The 20,127-nt window shown below is 67.7% G+C and carries 16 protein-coding genes and 1 other RNA gene; 6 read left to right on the top strand and 11 right to left on the bottom strand.

Features of this window, described 5'->3' with window-relative positions:
- From mraY to GOC52_RS02995, 7 genes are read right to left on the bottom strand one after another with little or no spacing between them, the layout of a single operon-like run.
- Nucleotides 1-1,086, bottom strand: a complete 1,086-nt coding sequence (gene mraY / locus GOC52_RS03025; protein WP_010481929.1) for a phospho-N-acetylmuramoyl-pentapeptide-transferase — start codon at nucleotides 1,084-1,086, stop codon at nucleotides 1-3.
- Nucleotides 1,076-2,470: a UDP-N-acetylmuramoyl-tripeptide--D-alanyl-D-alanine ligase gene (locus GOC52_RS03020; protein ID WP_191850663.1), complete on the bottom strand. Its 1,395-nt coding sequence runs from the start codon at nucleotides 2,468-2,470 to the stop codon at nucleotides 1,076-1,078. Before GOC52_RS03020 ends, mraY begins: the two co-directional genes overlap by 11 nt.
- The gene (locus GOC52_RS03015) at nucleotides 2,467-3,975 is read right to left on the bottom strand and encodes a UDP-N-acetylmuramoyl-L-alanyl-D-glutamate--2,6-diaminopimelate ligase (RefSeq protein ID WP_191850660.1); all 1,509 of its coding nucleotides are present in this window, start codon (nucleotides 3,973-3,975) and stop codon (nucleotides 2,467-2,469) included. Before GOC52_RS03015 ends, GOC52_RS03020 begins: the two co-directional genes overlap by 4 nt.
- Nucleotides 3,972-5,816 carry a peptidoglycan D,D-transpeptidase FtsI family protein gene (locus tag GOC52_RS03010; RefSeq protein ID WP_049461624.1) on the bottom strand — a complete coding sequence of 615 codons (1,845 nt, stop codon included), beginning with the start codon at nucleotides 5,814-5,816 and terminating at the stop codon, nucleotides 3,972-3,974. The genes GOC52_RS03015 and GOC52_RS03010 overlap by 4 nt, the downstream gene beginning before the upstream one ends.
- On the bottom strand, nucleotides 5,813-6,076 hold the full coding sequence (gene ftsL, locus GOC52_RS03005) for a cell division protein FtsL (protein ID WP_005412242.1): 264 nt from the start codon (nucleotides 6,074-6,076) through the stop codon (nucleotides 5,813-5,815). The genes GOC52_RS03010 and ftsL overlap by 4 nt, the downstream gene beginning before the upstream one ends.
- Nucleotides 6,073-7,041: a 16S rRNA (cytosine(1402)-N(4))-methyltransferase RsmH gene (gene rsmH / locus GOC52_RS03000; RefSeq protein WP_010481940.1), complete on the bottom strand. Its 969-nt coding sequence runs from the start codon at nucleotides 7,039-7,041 to the stop codon at nucleotides 6,073-6,075. Before rsmH ends, ftsL begins: the two co-directional genes overlap by 4 nt.
- A 14-nt stretch (nucleotides 7,042-7,055) precedes the next feature.
- The gene (locus GOC52_RS02995; protein ID WP_008266948.1) at nucleotides 7,056-7,457 is read right to left on the bottom strand and encodes a division/cell wall cluster transcriptional repressor MraZ; all 402 of its coding nucleotides are present in this window, start codon (nucleotides 7,455-7,457) and stop codon (nucleotides 7,056-7,058) included.
- Between the two features lie 368 nt (nucleotides 7,458-7,825).
- Between GOC52_RS02995 and GOC52_RS02990 the strand changes: the two genes are divergently transcribed.
- Entirely contained in the window at nucleotides 7,826-8,578 is a 753-nt protein-coding gene (locus GOC52_RS02990; protein ID WP_191850658.1) for an NRDE family protein, read from the top strand.
- Nucleotides 8,579-8,679: 101 nt separating this feature from the next.
- Nucleotides 8,680-9,159 (top strand): DM13 domain-containing protein, encoded by a 480-nt coding sequence (locus tag GOC52_RS02985; protein ID WP_049482066.1) that lies wholly within the window; start codon nucleotides 8,680-8,682, stop codon nucleotides 9,157-9,159.
- An 89-nt stretch (nucleotides 9,160-9,248) separates the two neighbouring features.
- On the opposite strand, the gene rnpB is transcribed toward GOC52_RS02985, so the two are convergent.
- Together rnpB and rsmI are read right to left on the bottom strand one after the other, a co-directional pair.
- An RNA gene (gene rnpB / locus GOC52_RS02980) (RNase P RNA component class A) lies at nucleotides 9,249-9,600 on the bottom strand.
- Between the two features lie 134 nt (nucleotides 9,601-9,734).
- Entirely contained in the window at nucleotides 9,735-10,553 is an 819-nt protein-coding gene (gene rsmI, locus GOC52_RS02975) for a 16S rRNA (cytidine(1402)-2'-O)-methyltransferase (protein ID WP_100437876.1), read from the bottom strand.
- Between the two features lie 81 nt (nucleotides 10,554-10,634).
- Between rsmI and GOC52_RS02970 the strand changes: the two genes are divergently transcribed.
- The 4 genes from GOC52_RS02970 (at nucleotide 10,635) to GOC52_RS02955 (ending at nucleotide 14,851) form a co-directional block, all read left to right on the top strand.
- Entirely contained in the window at nucleotides 10,635-12,356 is a 1,722-nt protein-coding gene (locus GOC52_RS02970; RefSeq protein ID WP_049411254.1) for a penicillin-binding protein activator, read from the top strand.
- Nucleotides 12,346-12,714 carry a YraN family protein gene (locus GOC52_RS02965; protein ID WP_191850656.1) on the top strand — a complete coding sequence of 123 codons (369 nt, stop codon included), beginning with the start codon at nucleotides 12,346-12,348 and terminating at the stop codon, nucleotides 12,712-12,714. The genes GOC52_RS02970 and GOC52_RS02965 overlap by 11 nt, the downstream gene beginning before the upstream one ends.
- Before the next feature lie 110 nt (nucleotides 12,715-12,824).
- Entirely contained in the window at nucleotides 12,825-13,469 is a 645-nt protein-coding gene (locus tag GOC52_RS02960) for a metal-dependent hydrolase (RefSeq protein WP_191850654.1), read from the top strand.
- The gene (locus GOC52_RS02955) at nucleotides 13,466-14,851 is read left to right on the top strand and encodes an FAD-binding oxidoreductase (RefSeq protein WP_191850652.1); all 1,386 of its coding nucleotides are present in this window, start codon (nucleotides 13,466-13,468) and stop codon (nucleotides 14,849-14,851) included. The genes GOC52_RS02960 and GOC52_RS02955 overlap by 4 nt, the downstream gene beginning before the upstream one ends.
- A gap of 15 nt (nucleotides 14,852-14,866) precedes the next feature.
- Here the strand turns inward: GOC52_RS02955 and GOC52_RS02950 are convergent, their stop codons facing one another.
- Together GOC52_RS02950 and GOC52_RS02945 are read right to left on the bottom strand one after the other, a co-directional pair.
- Nucleotides 14,867-16,912: an SGNH hydrolase domain-containing protein gene (locus GOC52_RS02950; RefSeq protein WP_191850650.1), complete on the bottom strand. Its 2,046-nt coding sequence runs from the start codon at nucleotides 16,910-16,912 to the stop codon at nucleotides 14,867-14,869.
- Nucleotides 16,913-17,107: 195 nt separating this feature from the next.
- Nucleotides 17,108-20,044 (bottom strand): autotransporter family protein, encoded by a 2,937-nt coding sequence (locus GOC52_RS02945; RefSeq protein WP_191850648.1) that lies wholly within the window; start codon nucleotides 20,042-20,044, stop codon nucleotides 17,108-17,110.
- Nucleotides 20,045-20,127: the final 83 nt, after the last annotated feature.

The raw sequence follows: 20,127 nt of genomic DNA, 5'->3' as shown, positions 1-20,127 counted from the left end.
TCAGCGCACCTTCAACGTGGCCAGGCCGATCAGCACGAGCACGACGGAGATGATCCAGAAGCGCACGATCACGCGCGGCTCCGGCCAGCCCTTCAGTTCGAAGTGGTGATGGATCGGCGCCATGCGGAACACGCGCTTGCCGGTCAGCTTGAACGAGGCGACCTGGATCATCACCGACAGCGTTTCGATGACGAACACGCCGCCCATGATCACCAGCACCAGTTCCTGGCGGGTGATCACCGCGATCGTGCCCAGCACCGCACCCAGCGCCAGTGCACCGATGTCGCCCATGAACACCATGGCCGGATAGGTGTTGAACCACAGGAAGCCGAGGCCCGCACCGGCGATGGCCGCGCAGATGATGACCAGCTCGCCGGCGCCCGGGATCTGCGGGATCTGCAGGTAGTTGGCGAACACCACGTTGCCCGAGGCGTAGGCGAACACACCCAGCGCGCAGGCCACCAGCACGGTCGGCATGATCGCCAGGCCATCCAGGCCGTCGGTCAGGTTCACCGCGTTGGAGAAACCGACGATCCAGAAGTAGGCGATGGCCACGAAGCCGATGCCGGCCAGCGGCAGCGCGATCGACTTGAACATCGGGATGTAGAAGGTCAGCGCCGCCGGCACGTCGGCCGTGTAGAACAGGAACAGGCCCGCGGCCAGGCCGAAGATCGACTGCAGCAGGTACTTCCAGCGCGACTTCAGGCCGTTCGGGTCGCGGCGGACGATCTTGATCCAGTCGTCATACCAGCCGATGGCGCCGAAGCACAGCATCACCGCCAGCACCAGCCACACGTAGCGGTTGCGCAGGTCAGCCCACATCAGCACCGACAGTGTGATGGTGAGCAGGATCAGCGAACCGCCCATGGTCGGTGTGCCGGCCTTGGAGAAATGGGTCTGCGGACCGTCCTTGCGGATCGGCTGGCCGCCCTTGAACTGGGCAAGCTTGCGGATCATCGCCGGGCCGAGCCACAGCGACAGGAACAGGGCCGTCAGCGCGGCAAGGATGGCGCGGAACGTCTGGTAGTTGAACAGCCCGAACAGGCTCTCCAACTGCTGCAACCATCGAGCCAGTTCATACAACATGCGGGGATTCCTCTCCTTGCGCCAGCAGCGCTTTGACAATCGTGTCCATGGCGCTGCCACGGGAACCCTTGACCAGGCAGCGCACGCCGGCGTGCAGCTCGTCCTTCAGCGCCTGCGACAGCGCGTCATGGGTGGCGAAATGACGGCCGCCTTCGCCGAAGGCGGTGGCGGCAGCAGCGCTGAGCGGGCCCAGCGCATACAGGCGCTTGAGCCCAGCAGCGCGCGCGCGGAGCCCCGCCTGCGCGTGCAGCGCTTCAGCGTCCGGCCCCAGCTCGCGCATGTCGCCCAGCACCAGCCAGCCCTCTTCCGGGGCTGCGGCCAGGGCATCGATGGCCGCAGCCAGCGAGCCGGGATTGGCGTTGTAGCTGTCATCCACCAGCACCGCGCCGTTGCGCAGCTGATGGGCGATCTGCCGACCCGGCACCGGCTGTGCCTCGGCCAGACCGGCGGCAATCAGCGCGAGATCGACACCGGCGGCCAGCGCCAGGCTGGCCGCGGCCAGTGCATTGCTGACGTTGTGGCGACCCGGCAGGCCGAGCACCACGCGCGCTTCGCCGGCCGGCGAAACCAGGGTGAACTGGTTGCCCTGCGCACCGGCGCGGATGTCGCGCGCCGTCACGTCGGCGGTATGTTCCAGGCCATAGCGCAGCACGCGGCAGCGCGGCGGAGTGCCGACGAAATGCTGTTCGAACCAGCGGCCGTAGGCATCGTCGGCGTTGATCACCGCCACACCATCGGCCGGCAATGCGGCATAGATCGCGCCCTTGGTCACTGCCACGCCGAGCAGGCTGCCCATGCGTTCCAGATGGGCCGGGGCGATGTTGTTGACCAGCGCATAGCGCGGGCGGGCGATATCGGTCAGGTAGGCGATGTCACCCGGCTTGCCAGCGCCCATCTCGTAGACGGCGTAGTCGGCATCTTCCGGCGCATCGATCACCGCCAGCGGCAGGCCGATCTCGTTGTTGCGGTTGCCCGGGTTGGCGTAGACCACCTTGTGCGCGTGCTGTGCCACCTGCTGCAGGATCGACAGCAGCAGGCTCTTCACGCTGGTCTTGCCGTTGCTGCCGGTGATCGCGAACACCTCGGTGCCGCGGTCACGCTGCATGCCGGTGGCGATCTTCGCCAGCGCCAGTTCACTGTCAGCCACCAGCACCTGCGGCAGCTCGATCGGCAGCAGGCGCTCGACCAGCAGCGCACTGGCACCGCGCGCCTGTGCGTCGGCGGCGAAATCATGGCCGTCAAAACGCTCGCCGCGCAGCGCCACATACAGGCTGCCCGGACCGAGGCTGCGGGTGTCATGGCTGACCGCATCGATGGCCACGTCGTCGCCGTGGATCTCGCCGCCGGCCCAGTGTGCGATCAGCGAAAGCAGGGTGCGCTTCATGCGATGCCCTCCCCGGCCTGCGAGCTCAGAACACCGGCCTTGGCAGCCAACGCAGCGGCGGCCACTTCGGTGTCGTCGAAGTCATGGCGTACGCCATTTACTTCCTGGTATGGCTCGTGGCCCTTGCCGGCAATCAGGATGATGTCGCCGGCACCGGCGCGCTTCACCGCCAGGCCGATCGCACGCGCGCGGCTGCGCTGCACGGTCACGGCATCGGCATTCTGGAAGCCCGCCAGGATGTCGGCCACGATCACGTCGCCATCCTCGCCACGCGGGTTGTCGTCGGTGACGATGACCTGGTTGGCCAGGCGCTCGGCGATCGCGGCCATCTGAGGACGCTTGCCGGTATCGCGCTCGCCACCGCAGCCGAACACGCAGAACAGCGCGCCGTGCAGGTGGCCGTGCAGGCTGTCCAATGCCTGTTCCAGCGCGTCCGGGGTATGTGCGTAATCGACCACCACGGTCGGCAGGCCGTCTTCGCCGCCGAGGCGGTTCATGCGGCCGCGGATCGGCTGCAGCGCCGACAGCACTTCAGCGATGCGTGGCAGCGGCTGGCCCTGTGCATGCAGGGTACCGGCCACGGCCAGCAGGTTGTCCACGTTGAAGCGGCCCAGCAGCGGCGACTGCACCACGGCACGTTGGCCGTCGATGACCAGTTCGAACGCAATGCCTCGGCCATCCAGCTGCAGCGCTTCAGCGCGCACGCTGGCATCGCTGGCACCACGCGAGCTCAGTCCGATCGGCTGCACGCCCGCCGGCAGGCCGGCAAACAGCTGGCGGCCGAAGGCGTCGTCAAGATTGATCACCGCAGCCTTCAGGCCCGGACGATGGAACAGCCGCGCCTTGGCCGCGCCGTAGCTGGCCATGTCGCCGTGGTAATCCAGATGATCGCGGGTGAGGTTGGTGAACACCGCCACGTCGTAATGCACGGCATCGACGCGGCCCTGGTCCAGCGCGTGCGAGCTGACTTCCATCGCCACCGCGCGCGCACCGGCGTCGCGCAGCTGCGCCAGCAGCGCGTGCATCTGCAGCACCAGCGGCGTAGTGAAACCGGTCGGTTCAACCGCACCATAAAGTCCGGCGCCCAGCGTGCCGATACTGCCACTGGGCGTGCCGAGCAGGTGCCAGGCCTGGGCCAGCAGCTGCACGGTGGAGGTCTTGCCGTTGGTGCCGGTCACGCCCACCATCGCCATCGCCCGCGACGGTGCGCCATGGAACTGGTCGGCCATCGCCCCCATGCGCGCACGCAGGCCCGGCACCGCGATCGCATCGGCCGGGGCCGGCAACTCGGCAGGGGCCGGCGGTTCGAACAGGATGGCGCCGGCGCCCGCCGCGCGGGCCTGCTCGACAAAGCCCAGGCCATGCGCGCCGAAACCGGCGATGGCGACGAAGGCATTGCCGGGGCGCACGGCGCGGCTGTCCAGCACCAGGCCGGTCAGAACGGGATCATGGCCCGCCAGGGCCACGTCCGGAAGCAACTGCGAAAGCAACATCGAAGGACTCATTGCGTGCCTCCCGTAGCGGGCGGCGTCTGGGCTTGCGCGCTGGGCAGCGCAGCGTCGAATTCAGCGGCGGCATCCACCGGCAGCGCAGCCTCTGCGGGCGGCGCAGGCAGGATCGAGGCCGAGTGGCCGACCTTGCCGGACTGCTGTGCGGCCAGCCACGACTGCAGGTCGTCCAGCGGCACGTCCATCAGGCGCAGAGTGCCTTCCATCACGTTGTGGTAGACCGGCGCCGACACCAGGCCACCGTAGAACTTGCCGGCCTGCGGGTCGTTGATGACGATGACGGTGGCGAAGCGCGGGTTGGTGGCCGGCACCACGCCGGCGAACAGCGCGTTGTAGTGGCCGCGCTCGTAGCCGCCCGGACCGGCCTTTCGCGCGGTACCGGTCTTGCCGGCCACGCGGTAACCCAGCACCGCCGCCTGCTTGGCGCCGCCCTGGGTGACCACCGTTTCCATCATCGCCACCACCTGCTTGGCGACATTCTCGTCGATGATCTGCTGACCTTCATTGCGCTGGCCCTTGACGAAGGTCGGCGCGATCAGACGACCGCCGTTCGCCAGTGCCGAATAAGCCGTAGCGATCTGCAGCGGGGTGACGTTCAGGCCGTAGCCGTAGGACATCGTGGTCTTGGTGGTGCCCGACCAGCGCGCCGGGCGCAGCACCACGCCACCGGATTCACCGGGGAAACCGCTATGCGGCACCGAGCCATAGCCGAAGCGGCGCACGCCGTCGTAGAACACCTGGTCCGGCATCTTCGCCGCAACCTTGGCCGCGCCCACGTTCGAACTGCGGGTGATCACGCCGGTCACGTTCAGCACGCCGTTGTTGCGCGGCACGTCGCGGATGGTGAAGCGACCCAGGGTCATGTAACCCGGGTTGGTATCGATGATGGTGTCCTTGGTCACCGCACCGGCCTGCAGCGCGGTGGCGATGGTCAGCGGCTTCATCGTCGAACCCGGCTCGACCAGATCGGTCACCGCACGGTTGCGGCGCGCATCGGGCAGCGCGCCGGTCAGCGAATTCGGGTTGTAGGTCGGCAGGTTGACCATGGCCAGGATCTCGCCGGTGGTCACGTCCATGATCACCATCGAACCGCCGGCCGCCTTGTTGGCCACCAGCGCGTTGCGCAGTTCCTTGAACGCCAGGTACTGGATGCGGCGATCGATGCTGAGGGTCAGGTCCTTGCCCGGTTCGGCGGCGCGCAGCAGATCGCTCTCGACGGTTTCGCCCTTGCGGTTGCGGATGACCCGCTTCGCACCGGCCTTGCCGCGCAGCCATTCGTCGAAGGCCAGCTCCAGGCCTTCCTGGCCGCGGTCGTCAATGTTGGTGAAGCCCAGCACGTGCGCCATCGCTTCGCCCTGCGGGTAGAAGCGGCGGAACTCGCGCTGCGCGGCCACGCCCGGAATCTTCAGCGCGACCACCTTTTCTGCCTCGTCCGGATTGATCCGGCGGCGCAGGTACATGAATTCCTTGTCCGACTTCTGCGACAGGCGGCTGCTCAGCTCGTCCACCGACATGCCGACCGCCTGGGCCAGCTCCGGAATGCGCTCGGGCGAGCGCAGCAGGTCCTGCGGGTTGACCCAGATCGAGGCGACCGGGGTGGATACCGCCAGCGGCTCGCCGTTGCGGTCGGTGATCATGCCGCGCGAGGTCTTGATCGGCAGCTCGCGCAGGTAACGGGCCTCGCCCTGGCGCTGGTAGAAGTCGCTATTGATGATCTGCACGTAGGCGGCACGACCGACCAGCGACACCGAGCACAGGCCGAGCGCCAGCGCGACCCAGCGCAGGCGCTGGCGCAGGTTGAAGGCGTTGCGCGGGCGGTTGCGGCCGGTCTTGCTCATGGCCGCACCACCACGATGTCGGCGGCCTCGGGGAACTTCATGCCGAGCTTCTCGCGGGCGATGCGATCGACACGGTTGGCTTCGGCCAGGGTCGCCTGCTCCAGCTGCAGGCGGCCGAATTCCAGATTGATGTCATCGCGCTTGCGCTCGGCGCGCGACAACTCGATGAACGTCTGCCGGTGACGGTGACGCACGAACACGACGCCGATCGCCGAGGCCACGGTGGAAGCCAGCAGGATGATCAGCAGCAGCCGGCTCATGCATCGGCCTCCCGCTTCTGGGCCACGCGCAGCACGGCGCTGCGGGCGCGCGGGTTGGCGGCCAGCTCTTCGTCGGTGGCCTTGATGGCACCGCCGATCAGGTCCAGCGTCGGCACGAACGCGACCGCCTCGGGCAGGCGGCGGTTGGCCGGCGGCGCCTTGGCCAGGCGGTTCATGTACTGCTTGACGATGCGGTCTTCCAGCGAATGGAAGCTGATCACCGCCAGGCGGCCACCGGGCTTGAGCCGTTCCACCGCCGCATCGAGCCCGGCTTCCAGATCGGCCAGCTCGCGGTTGATGTGGATGCGGATGGCCTGGAAGCTGCGCGTGGCCGGGTGGATCTTGTCTTTCCCACGCGGCATCACCGAGGCGATCAGCTCGGCCAGTTCGGCGGTGCGGGTGAACGGCTGCTTCTCGCGGCGGGCCACAATGGCACGGGCGATGCGGCGGCTCTGCCGCTCTTCGCCGTAGGTCCACAGCACGTCGGCAATCTCGCGGTCTTCCACGCGGTTGATCCACTGCGCGGCGCTTTCGCCGCTGTCCGGATCCATGCGCATGTCCAGCGGGCCGTCCTTGCCGAAGCTGAAGCCACGTTCGGCCACGTCCAGCTGCGGCGACGACACGCCCAGGTCGAACAGCACGCCGTCCAGGCCTTCGGCCGTCGCATCCCACTGCAGCAGCTGGGCGAAGCTGCCACGGAAGATGGACACGCGCGGGTCCGGCGCGAAATCGCGCTCGGCAACGGCAATGGCTTCCGGATCCTTGTCCATGACCAGCAGGCGCCCCTCGGGACCAAGCTGGGTGAGCACGCCACGTGCATGACCGCCACGACCGAACGTGCCATCCAGATAACGTCCGTTTTCGATCACCCTCAGGCCTTCGATGACCTGGGTGTACAGGACCGGCAGGTGCACCGCCGGCGACTGCGACACCGGAAGGTGACCGGCCTGCGCTTCTGGGCGCATCCGGGCACCCCGGCTCACAACTTCAGGTCGAGCAACCCATCACCCAGATCCTCGTCAGACAACGTCTGCTGGATCAGGGCCCGATGCGCCTGCTCGCTCCACAATTCGAACTTGTCGCCCATACCGAGCAATACCGCCTTCTTCTCAATGCCCACCGCACCGCGGTGGCTGGCGGGGATGCTGATGCGACCGTTGCCGTCGAGCTCCAGATGGGCGGCCGAGCCGACCAGCTTCTGCTGCAACAGGCGCACGACGCGCTGGGTGTTGGGCTTGGACATGACGTCGTCGCGGACCCGCTCCCATTCCGACTCTGCATACAGCCACAGGCAGCCGGCTTCGAACGGGTTGTAGGTCAGCACGAGACGGTTGTTGCTGGCGCGCGCGACGAGGTCGCGGTAAGCGGTGGGAACCGCCATGCGCCCTTTATCGTCAACTGTGATGGCCGTCTCGCCCTGGAACACGACGCGTGCACCTATCCTTCGCCCGGTGAAACATTGAACCACGAAAACCCACAAAACACCCGGATTTCCCTCTGATGCCCACCTTAGCAGCGGCCGAAGGGTTGTCAACAACTTTTCAGCGGGGAAATCGCCAGCCGCATCAATGGCTTGCAACAACCTTTAGAGAATTGTTCAAGGCTTATCCACAAGTTGCTGATCCGTCTCAATTTTTGAGATTGAACGGAAGTTCAGGGGTGTGGACAGAGCGTGAAACATCGCTCGCGCATTCATCCGGGACGGGCAGGAAGCGGCGCCAGACTGCGCAAACCGTGCACAATGAGGCCATGTGCCTGCTCGCTCTTGGCTGGATGCACCACCCGCGCTGGCGGCTGGTGATGACCGGCAACCGTGATGAGTTCCACGCCCGCCCGACAGCGGCGCTGGCCCCCTGGCAAGATGAGACCTCCGTCATCGGGGGGCGCGACCTGCGCTCCGGCGGCGGCTGGGCCGGCGTCGGTGCGGGTGGACGCATGGCCGTGGTCACCAATGTCCGCGACCCGCTGGCCGCCCAGACCGGTCCTTCACGGGGTGCGCTGGTGGCCGACTTCCTGCGCGGCCGCGAGCCCGCCGCCGTGCATATCGACCGACTGGCAACGGTGGCCGGCGCCTACGCCCCATTCAACCTGCTGCTGGCCGACGGCCACAGCCTGGAGTTCCTGGGCAACCACCCTGCCGAGCGCCAGCGCCTGGGCCCGGGCGTGCATGGCATGTCCAACGGCGCGCTGGACGCGCCCTGGCCGAAGACCCGGCGGCTGATGGCTGCGCTTGAAGCCTGGTTGGAGGCCGACGATGAGGACCTGACCGCGCTCTGGGCCGCCCTGGCCGACGAACATCGCCCCGCCGACGGCGACCTGCCCGACACCGGCATCGGCCTGGAACGCGAGCGCTGGCTGAGCCCGGCCTTCATCCGCGGTGACGACTACGGCACCCGCGCCAGCACGGTGCTGCTGATCGATACCGAAGGGCACGGGCAGATCCACGAGCGTCGCTTCGGCCCGCAGGGTGTCGCCCTCGGCCAGAGCCAGGTCGATTTCTGACCCTGTACCTGTTTTCTGTGTCTATAAATGTCTGCACGCACGCCACACGATGACCCGGCGCGGTTCTGCCGCGCGCCTCACCGATCCACAGGGAGTCATCGATGCGCCGTGTTCTCGTACTAGTCGTCACCCACCTGCTCGCCCTCGGCCTGGGCTTCGGCCTTGGCATCTACCTGCTGCCGATCCTGATCGCTCCCGACGACCCGCCGGTCGCGCAGGTACAGGCGGCGATGGGCGACGCCCGTTACCACACCACCTTCCGTCGCGACCTCAAGGGCAGCGACGCCGTGCACTGGGCCGAGGGCAAGGTCAGCGTCAGCCCGCGCCAGGTCGCGTTCGACGGCAAGATGGGCCCGGGGCCGGACTACAAGGTCTACCTCGTGCGCGACTTCGTCGACAACAAGGCCGATTTCCTGAAGATCAAGGCACAGGCCCAGCGCATCGGCGAGGTGAAGACTTTCAACCGTTTCCTGGTGGACGTGCCTGAAAGCGTCAACGTGGACGATTACACCACCGTAGTGGTGTGGTGCGAACGGTTCGAGCAGTTCATTTCCGCCGGGCAGTACCGCACGCCGGGTTGAACAACATCCCAAGCATCTGGACGGAGAGCAGCCGAGCATGGCTCGGCTCTACTGTAGAGCCGAGCCATGCTCGGCCTACCGTAAGAAAGAGGCGGAGCCGGCCGATAAGCCGGGTTCTGTCGTGGACAGTCATTCCTCTAGGCGTTACGTCACCGCAACGCTCAAGCAACCTACCCGGATCCAACGCGGGCCGCGCCAAAGGATCCCTATTTGGTCTTGCTCCAGGTGGGGTTTGCCGTGCCGGTCTGTTACCAGACTCGCGGTGCGCTCTTACCGCACCATTTCACCCTTACCGGCCTTCCGAAGAAGACGTAGGCGGTATCTTTCTGTTGCACTTTCCGTCGGCTTGCGCCGCCCAGGCGTTACCTGGCACCTTGCCCTATGGAGCCCGGACTTTCCTCGGCACCCCCGAAGGGATGACGCGACTGTCTGGCCGACTCCGCCAGCGCACATTCTAGCCTACGCACGTCCTTCCTGCCGTGCTGATCGCGGCATCCGGTTCATCCATCCACGCATGGCGTGGATCTATTGCCATCTCCGCTCTGATGGGTGCGGACCTTGGTCCGCACGATCCATCAACTCCCGTACAACGCCTTGCGCGGCGCGCCGGTCAGCTCGGCCGCCAGCTTCGCCGCGGTCGACGGCGGCAGGTGTTCGCTCAGCGTGGCGTACACGCGACGGCCATGCGCCAGCTGCGCTTCCTCATCGTCGCCGGCACCCTGCACCATCACCACGAACTCGCCCTTGCGCTGGTTCTCGTCGGCTTCCACCTTGGCCAGCAGCCCCGCCAGATCGCCATCGAGCACGGTCTCGAACAGCTTGGTCAGCTCGCGCGCCAGCACCGCCGGGCGCTCGCCCCCGAAGATCGCCGCCATGTCGGCCAGCGATTCGGCGATGCGGTGCGAGGATTCGTAGAACACCATCGTGCGCACTTCACCCGCCAGCGCCTGCAGCCGGTCGCGGCGGCCGCTGGCCTTGGCCGGCAGGAAACCTTCGAAGCTGAAGCGGTCGCTGGGCAGGCCGGCCACGCTCAGCGCGGCGATGGCGGCGCAGGCGCCCGGGATCGGGCTGACCTTGATGCCGGCCGCACGCGCAGCACGCACCAGGCGGAAACCGGGGTCACTGACCAGCGGGGTGCCGGCATCGCTGACCAGCGCCAGCGACTCACCGGCCTGCAGGCGCGACACCAAGCGCTGCGCCAGGGCCTCTTCATTGTGTTCATGCAGGGCCACCAGCGGCTGCTGGATGCCGAAATGGGACAGCAACTGGCCGCTGCGGCGGGTGTCCTCGGCACAGATGGCCGCCACCGAACGCAGCACCTCCTGCGCGCGCGGGCTCAGATCGGCCAGGTTGCCGATCGGGGTGGCGACGACGTACAGGGTTGGGACACTCATTTCAGCGGTACTCACGGGGCAAGGGTAGAATCGTAGCGTGTACCCGGCCAAGGCCGCTGCCCTCATCGCATGGACCCGATCATGAACAAGCCCGCCGCACGGATCTCCGCCCTGTCGCTGTCGCTGATGCTGCTGGCCGGCTGTGCCACCACCAGCCTGACCAGCGCGCCCGAATCGCCGGCCCAGAGCCAGGCGCTGGCGCTGATCGAACAAGGCAAACCGCGCGACGCCGCCCTGCAGCTGGAAGCGCTGGCCGCAACCCTGAAAGGTGGCGCCCGCAGCAACGCCCTGGCCGATGCCGCCTGGGCCTGGCACCTGGCCGGCGACAGTGCCCGCGCGCGCAGCCTGCTGGGCCAGCTCACCGCCCGCCAGCTATCCGGCGCCAGCCTGCAGCGCTACCAGCTGACCGGCGCCGAGCTGGCGCTGGCCGACAAGCAGCCGGCACAGGCCCTGGCCCTGCTGAAGGACAGCGGCGACAACGTGCTGCCGGCGCTGCGCACGCGCTGGTACCTGGCCCGCGCCGCTGCACTGCAGGGGACCGGTGACAGCTTCGGCGCCGCCGCCGAACGTGCCCGCGCGCACGCCGGCCTGACCGGCAGCGCCCGCAGCGAGAACCAGGCCGCCATCGCCGGTCTGCTTGGTACCCTCGACGACGCCACCCTGCGCAGCCGTGCCGCTGCCCTGCCGGCCAACGACCCGCTGTACAACTTCGCCGGCCGTGCGCTGATCGCGCGTGGCCTGCCGCTGCCGCGCCCGTTCGACCGCGATGGCGCCGCCCAGTTCGATACCAGCAAGCGCCCGCCGGCCATGAGCGACGGCTACCGTCCGCCGGCCAAGCTGGCCGTGCTGCTGCCGCTCAGCGGCCGCCTGGCCACCGCCGCGCAGCCGGTGCGCGATGGCCTGCTGGCCGCGTACTACGGCGAGACCCGCCGCCGACCGGACATCAACTTCATCGACACCGCCGGTACCCCGGCCGGTGCGCTGGCCGCCTATGACAAGGCCGTCGCCTCCGGCGCCGACTTCGTGGTCGGCCCGCTGGGCCGCGACGAAGTGGATGCGGTCTATGGCCGCCAGCAGCTGCAGGTACCGGTGCTGGCCCTGAACCGTGGCAAGGACGCGCCGCCAGCCGGCAGCGCCGGCTTCTCGCTGGCGCCGGAAGACGACGGCATCGTCGCTGCCGAATACCTGCGTGGCCGCGAGCGCGGCAAGGCGTTGGTGATCAACAGCGCCGACGACACCGGCCGCCGTGCCGCCGCCGCCTTCGCCCAGCGCTTCGCCCAGCGTGGCGGCCAGGTGGTGGCCACCGTCGGCGTCAGCGACGCGGTTGGCGATGTCGGCGCGCAGGTGCGCAATGCCGGCCAGGTCGATGCCGTGTTCCTCGCCGTGCGCGCGCCGCAGGCCCGCCTGCTGGCGCCGCAGCTGGCGCTGGCCGGTGCCGGTGGCGCCACCCGCGTGGGCACCTCGCAGCTGACCGTCGGCAGCGGCAAGGTGGAAGAAGACGTGGCGCTGGACGGCATCGTCTACCCGAACGAAGCCTGGAACGTGCGCAGCGTGTCCGGCCTGCCCTCGGCCAGCCAGGTGGCCAGCACCCTGCCCAGCGCACGCGGTGCCGCCGGCCGCCTGTTCGCCTTCGGCGCCGATGCCTGGAAGATCACCGCCTACCTGGACAAGCTGTCCAACGAAGGCGGCCTGGACGGCGCCACCGGCACCCTGTTCCTGGACAGCAACGGCAACATCCTGCGCCAGCCGGCCTGGTCCACCTTCAATGGCGGCCGGCCGATGCCGATCGTCGGTGGTCGCTGAGCGCAGCCAACGGGGCTCGGCGGTGGAAGCCGCCGCCGAGCAGCATCTGCAACAGGCCGGACTGCAGCCGCGTGCGCGCAACGTGCGTTATCGCGGCGGTGAACTGGACCTGGTGATGGACGACGCCGGCACCGTGGTGTTCGTGGAAGTGCGTTACCGCGCGGGATCCGATTTCGGTGGCGGTGCGGCCTCAGTGGATGTGCGCAAGTGTCGACGCCTGGCGCATGCCGCGTTGTTGTACCTGCAGGACCATCCCGCGCTTGCCGATGCGCCCTGCCGTTTCGATGTGGTGGAAGCCACGGGTGAACCACCGCAGTTGAACTGGCTGCGCGATGCGTTCCGGCTGGATGATTGCTGATGTGTACCGTCCGCTCTGGTAGAGGCCGACCTTGGTCGGCGCTTCTGTGCCAACCAAGGTTGGCACCTACCAGCGCGCAGCCTGGCCGGCACTACCACGGTGCGTGACTGATGCCTTCCATCATCACCCATGCCGCCGTGCCGCTGGCGCTGTGGTGCGCTGCTGATCGCGGCCGTATTTCTCCGCGTCTGCTGGCCGCCGGCGTAATCGCGGCGATGCTGCCCGACGCCGATGTACTCGCTTTTGCCCTGCACATTCCCTACGCCGATGCGTTCGGCCATCGCGGGGCCAGCCACTCGTTGCTGTTCGCCTGCGTGCTGGCGGCGTTGGCGGCGGTGTTGGCGTTCTTTGGTAGCCGCCGACCTGGGTCGGCGCCGCTCAGCTCCGGTAGTCGCCAACCTTGGTTGGCGGTGCTGTGCCAACCAAGGTTGGCACCTACCACGGCAAAGCCAACCTTGGCATCTACCGTACAAGCGGCGGCATTCGTGTTCGTCTGCGCCGCCAGCCATCCATTGCTGGATGCGTTGACCTCCGGCGGCCTTGGCGTCGCGCTGGCCTGGCCCTGGAGCGAACACCGCTTCTTCGCACCCTGGCGGCCGATCCGCGTGTCGCCGTTCGCGCCGCAGTTCTTCAGCGCGCGCGGCCTGGCCACCCTGCTGTCGGAACTGCGCTGGGTGTGGCTGCCGCTGGCCGGCGCTGTCATCGCCTGGAAACTGATTCACCCCGCCCCCGCTGCCCTACGAGATCCGTCATGAGTACTGCCCTTCCCACCGCCCTGGTTGCCGAACTGTCCGCCCTGCTGGGCAGCGACGGCTGGCGCATGGATGACGGCGCACTGGAGGCGAACGCGCAGGACAACTCGTGGCGCCACCAGCGCCCGGCTGCGGTGGCACTGCCGGCCGACATCGAACAGGTGCAGGCGCTGGTGCGTGCCTGCCGCGCGCATGGCGTGGCCCTGGTCGCGCGCGGTGCGGGCACCGGCACCACCGGCGCTGCGGTGCCGTTGCCCGGCAGCATCGTGCTGTCGTTTACCCGCATGGACCGCATCATCGAGATCCGCGCCGGTGACCGCTGCGCGGTGGTGCAGCCGGGCGTACTCAACGGAACGCTGCAGCAGGCACTGGCACCGCACGGCCTGTTCTGGGCACCGGACCCCTCCAGCGCCGAGATCTGCAGCATCGGCGGCAACCTGGCCTGCAACGCAGGCGGCCCGCGCGCGGTGAAGTACGGCACCAGCCGCGACAACGTGCTGGGCCTGGTGGCGGTGACCGGTGCCGGTGACGTGATCCGCTGCGGTGGCGCCTACACCAAGGACGCCACCGGCTACGACCTGACTCATCTTCTGGTCGGCAGCGAAGGCACGCTGGCGCTGATCGTGGAAGCCACGCTGAAGCTGACCCCGTTGCCGGTCAGCCAGGCTGGCCTGCGCGTGCTGTACCGCGATGCCGATGCCGCCGCCGCTGCCGTGTCGCGGCTGATGTCGCAGCCGGTCGTTCCCACGCGCTTGGAATTCATGGACGCACGCAGCCTGGAGCTGTTGCGCCTCAACGGTGCCGACGTACCCGACGCTGGCGCGATGCTGCTGGTCGAGGCCGATGGTGACCACGACACCCTGCCCTACCTGCTGCAGGCACTGGCCAACGCCGCCGAAGGCGACGGCATGATCGAACTGGACGTGGCGATGGAAGGCCGCGCGCGCGACCAGCTGTGGGCGGCGCGCAAAGCGCTGTCACCCGCGCTGCGCAGCGTCGCCCCGGGCAAGATCAACGAAGACGTGGTGGTACCGGTATCGCGCATCCCCGATCTGGTGGCCGGCGTGCAGGCACTAGCGCACGAGTACACGCTGACCATCGTCACCTTCGGTCATGCCGGCAACGGCAACCTGCACGTCAACATCCTCTACCACCCGGACGATGCCGACGAAAACGCACGCGCGCACGCGGCGCTGCCGAAGATCTTCGAGCTGACGCTGGCGCTGGGTGGCACGCTGTCGGGCGAACACGGCATCGGCCTGGCCAAGCGTGATTTCATGGCGAAGGCGTTCACCGCGGAAACGCTGATGGCGATGCGCGCGATCAAGGCCGCGCTGGATCCGGATGGCATCCTCAACCCGGGCAAGGTGCTGCCGCCGGCATAGGGAATCACGAGGGAATCACGACGGTGGAAGTGCGCCGGTAGCGCCGTCGCCGGCAAGATCAATCAGCAACTGCCGGAAGCTGGGCAACAGCACGCGGTTGCCATGGCCGCTCAGGTGATCGTTGTCGAAGAACAGCGGTTCACCGTCCTGCACCGCCGAGCAGGTATCCGGCCCGCACAACAGCGGCAGCGGATCCCACACGGCCAATGACGGATAGCGCGCGGCCAGTTCGGCCAGCAGTGCCATCTGCGGCGCACGCAACCGCTGCAGATCCGCGCGCGACATGCTCAGGCCACCGGCGCACGCCGGATTGCTTCGGTTGAACCAGTCCGAGCAGCGATAGGCCCCCGCCTTGAACAGCGGCAGCGGTGCATCGATGACCACGTGCACGCCCAACCGCTGCAGGCGGCCCAGCACACGCTCGGCTTCATCATGTGCCGCCTGCGCATGCGCGGGCGTGCGATCGGCCAGCAACTGCCGATAAATCTGCTGTGCGTCCTGTTGCTGCCAGTCGAACCCTCGCAGCTCCGGCATGCGCAGCGCCGCCAGCAACACGATGTCACCCGGGCGCGCGTCGCGTTCGATGGCCGACAGGCTGTCCTCGATGAAGTCCTGGCAGTCGGCCGGGCTGGCCCGCAGCAGATTGACGAAGCTGCAGCCGCCGCGATCCTCCTGTCGGATCTCCATCCCGGTCTGTCGCGCGACCATGCTGGTCATCGTGCGGTAGGCCGCCGCATGCGAGTCGCCCACAACAAACAGGCGTCGCCCTTCAAGCGCGGGTGCGCCCACCGGTTCCAGCGGTCGCCACGCCGGGTAGCGGCGCGCCTGCCATTCATAGCCATCGCGAGTGACGCTGAGCGAGATCTGCTCGTGGTACTCCACCGTCGCCCAGGCACCGGCGCCGCACAGCGCCACCACCGGCAGCGCCATTGCCAGCACCTTCGCCGGCGCCAGCCGCAACAGCGGCAGCGCGCTGCCCAGCGGACGTTCCACGCAATGGTAGGACGCGGCCGACACGGCCAGCAGCAGCACCGGATACAGCCACAGCGCAGCGCCCTGCAGCCCGTAGGTCCAGCGAAGCAGCACCAGCAGTGGCCAATGCCACAGGTACAGCGAATACGACAGGCGCCCCAGGTACGACAGCGGTGCCCAGCCCAGGGCGCGGCCGACCCGCGATTGGCCATGCCCGGCTACCGCCGCCAACAGCAGCAGGGTACCGACCACCGTGGCCAGCACACCCGGCACCGGCATCGCCAGTTGCGGCGCGACAAGTACGCCCGCCAGCAGCAGCGCCAGGCCGGGCAGTGCGAGCGCATCCCCGCGCTTGCCGGGACTGCGCGTGCTCATCCACTGGTACAACAGTGCACCGGCCGCCAGTTCCCAGAACCGCGATGGCAGCAGGTAGAACGCCGCCGCCGGGGCCGTCTGCGCCTGCCAGCCCGCCCATGCCAGCGACAGCAAGGCGGCCACCGGCAACAGCACACGCGACCACGGCCAGCGGTCGCGGCCGCGGCCGCGCAACCAGACGAAGAACAGCAGCGGGAACACCAGGTAGAACTGCTCCTCCACGCCCAGTGTCCAGGTATGCAGGAACGGATTGAGTTCCGCGCCGGGCGAGAAGTAGTCATCCTGCTGGCCGGCCAGTACCACGTTGCTGAAACCCACCAGCGCCGCCCAGCCGGTCTGGTCGAACTGCTCGTTGCGCCAGGCGCGGGGAATGAACAGCGCCGACAGCACGAAGGTGGCCATCAGCATCACCAGCAGCGCCGGCAACAGGCGCAGCACGCGGCGCCGGTAGAAATCGAGCAGCAGCGCGCCCAGTGGCACACCTGCACGCGATGCCAGCGACTGGCTGATCACGAAGCCAGACACCACGAAGAACAGGTCAACGCCGGTGAAGCCGCCGGGCAGCCACGTGGCTTTGGCGTGGAAGACGACGACGGCCAGCACCGCGAGTGCACGCAGGCCATCGATGGCGGCGTTGTGGGAACGTTCGGGAGGGGACATGCAGGCAACCGGCAGAAGACAGGGCGGCAGCATCGCCACCGTTCGCGCAGTCATTCAATGGACAATCGCGACAGACGTGAACATGGTTCAGGTCCGGTCCCTGCTCGCCGCAGTTGCAGAGCCGAGCCATGCTCGGCTGCTCTTCGTTCTGATCGCGATGAGCCGAGCGTAGGCTCGGCTCTACAGCAGCAGCCAGGGGTCAGAGCCCATTGCCGTGGCAATGGGATCCGACCCCCGCTGCACGCCCGCTTACCAGGCCATGCGCAGGCCCACCTGGCCGCCCACGTTGCGGTAAGCATGGTCGCCGCGCTGCAGGCTCAGGCCACCCCATGCGTTCCAGCGCTGGCCCAGCTTCAGCTCGGCACCGGCCTGCACTTCGTAGCGGTTGCGCGGAACATCCGCGCCCAGCGTGTCACCGTTGAACTGCAACGTGCTGGTACCGCTGCCGCGCAGCCAGTTGACGCCCAGGTACGGCTGCACGATGTTGCCGGCTGCGGTGCCATGGCCGAACACGCGCGCGCCCAAACGCCCGCTCAGACCACCGGCCTCGGCATGGTCGATAACCGTGCCATTGGTCTCCACGTGACGATCCGCGCGGTAGTCTGCATACGTCAGCTGCATCTGCGGCTGCACATACAGCGCACTGGCGGCGCCCTGCCACACATTGAAGGTGTAGCCGGTCTCCAGCGACGCACTGGCCACGCGCGAATCATAGTGCTCCGGCTCCAGGCCGATGCCCTGCACCCGGTTGTCGAAACGGCCGTACTGCAGGTTTGCATCGATGTAGGCACCCTGCGTGCCATCGGCATCCTGCATCCAGGTGCCGTACACCCCTGCCGCGTTACCGCGCACGCGACCCTTGGCGCTGTAGCCGGTCAGCCCTGACACTACCGTGCTGTCGGCACGACCGCTGCCCAGCATCACGCCAAAGGCCGCGTTTCCCCGACGCAGCACGTCGCTGCCAATCTGCAGTACCGACGTATTGCCATCCACCGACAGCTGACCGCCGACCGCGCTGAAATCCGCCTGTTGGCGGCCCACGCGCGCCCATGCAGTGGGACCGTCCTGTAGCGACGCCGCGCCAATACGGTCGTTCAGGCGATGGGCAAACATGTTGATGGCGGCCGACTGATTGGCAAGGTAGGCACCTGCCTCCGGGCGCAGCACCGGCGGCGGAATGACCGGGTCGCCGCCGCCACCCTCGCCTTCTTCACCGCCTTCACCCGGGTCAGGCCCCGGCCCCGGGCCAGGATCGACCGCGCAGCCCGGCGCACCCGGATCGTCCTTGCAGACATCGAACCACTGCGAGCGCAGGTACCAGTTGCCGTCGGAAGGATCGGCAAGCCCGCCCTGGAACAGGAAATACTCATGGGAACCACCCACCGCACGCCCGGCCAGCGCATAGGTCGCCAGCGATGCGCCGTCCACCTCGATCAGCTGGATGCCGTCGGTCGTCTGAGCGCCGGCACCCCCGATGTTCCTCACCGCAATACTGGCATCACCCGAGGTATCGCCACGCACATGCAGGCGATCAAAGGCGCTGTCGTCACCGTCCAGCGCCCCCTGGAACAGGAACGTCGCACCTTCGCTGTGCAGATCACCGTCCACGGTGAGCGTGTTGAATCGACCACTGCCGTCGGACAACGCCACGCCACTGTTGAGCACCTGCAGTTCACCCACTGTGGCGTCGCTGGTCAGCGTCCACTGGCTGCCGCGTTCAATCGCCATCGTCTGCACCAGATCGGAAGACCCCTGCCACAGCGATCCGTCCGCCAGGCGCACGTGCACATCGGACTGCGGCACCAGGCCGGCGTCCTCGTCCTCGGGCGTGATGACGATGTCGCCGACCATCTGCGAGTGACCATCCAACACCACGTCGAAACGCCCGGCCACTGCTGCATCCAGCGCGATGGCAATGCCGTTGCCACCCGATACGTATGCACCGTTGGCCAGGGTCAGCCCTGCATCACGGCTGCTGCGCACCCACACGCCGCCATGCTGCGCGCTTGCCAGCGAACCACCGTCGATGCCCAGACTGCCGCTGTCGTTGATCACCGCGGCCCACGCGCCTTCGCCTTCGGTGCGGACGTGCGTGTTGGTCAATGTCATCCCACCGCCGCCACCGGTCAGTACGCCGTGCGCCTGCTGTCCTTCCGTGAGGATGACACTGTCCTGCAGGTGGAGGTTGCCGCCCTGGCGCGCCACCGCGCCAATCGCACCGCTACCAGAGGTGTGGACCTGGGCAGCGCGTGCGTTGATGGTCGCCCTCGCGCCGAAGGCGGTGAAGTCGGCATACAGCCCATGACTGCTCTCGCCGGATGTGGTCACATCCACGCGTTCCAGATCCGCGGTGCCGGCTCGCACATCGATGCCGACCGCACGATCTCCCTCGCTGATGATCGCACTGCGTGACATCGCCAGTGTCGAATCGGCAAACATGACCACGGTTCCAACCCCGTTGCCGGTACTGTGCAGTGTGGAGTCGGCCACGGTGACCGCGTTGCCGCGACCATTGATGTCCAGCGCGATGCCCTTGGCACTCACCGTGCTTCCTGCAAGTTCAAGCTGGTTGTTGTCCTGCAGCCAGATACCCGATTCACCTTCGATCGCCACATCGGACAACACCATGTTCGCACCGGTGGCCGACACCGCGCGGCTACCCAGCCCCATCGCCGAGATCGAGCCACCGGTCATGGTGATGTCACCGCCACCGGCAAGGCCGACCGACGACACACCCTCCATGCGGATGTTTACATCCTGCAGCGTGGCCTGGCTGCCGGTATGCGCCACAACGCCCATGCCGGTGCCCTTGTTGATGACGTCGGTCGCCGTCAGATGCAGTTCACCTCCCGTCGTCGCCAGCGCCGTGGTGGCACCAAAGCCGGTGGTGACCAAGGTCGAGCCGTTCAGTTCGATACGGCTGCCGGCACCTTCGGCACGGGCGGCGGATGCGCCATCGCCGCTGGCGCTCACGTTGACCGCACCCAGCGGCATGATGCTGCCGCCGTTGAGCGCATGGAAGGCATGATTGCCCACTCCAGTTGCGCTGTAATCGCCCGCTGCAGGGGTTTGTTCATCACCGTCGGCGATGACCTGCTGTGCGTGTGCGCGGGCAGGAATTGCAGCAACAAGCGCGGCGGCAAGGGCAAGAGCCAACGCCGAGTAGTGAATCTGGTGGGATCGCATGTTTAAGGCCTTCTTTTGTCGAGACCGGCATGGTGGATGTCGCGTTGCGCCCATACCATTCAATTAGTTGCAATGTTGAATGC

Source organism: Stenotrophomonas sp. SXG-1 (genome assembly GCF_014083965.1).
GTDB classification, from domain to species: domain Bacteria; phylum Pseudomonadota; class Gammaproteobacteria; order Xanthomonadales; family Xanthomonadaceae; genus Stenotrophomonas; species Stenotrophomonas geniculata.
This window is presented reverse-complemented; position numbering and strand designations above follow the sequence as displayed.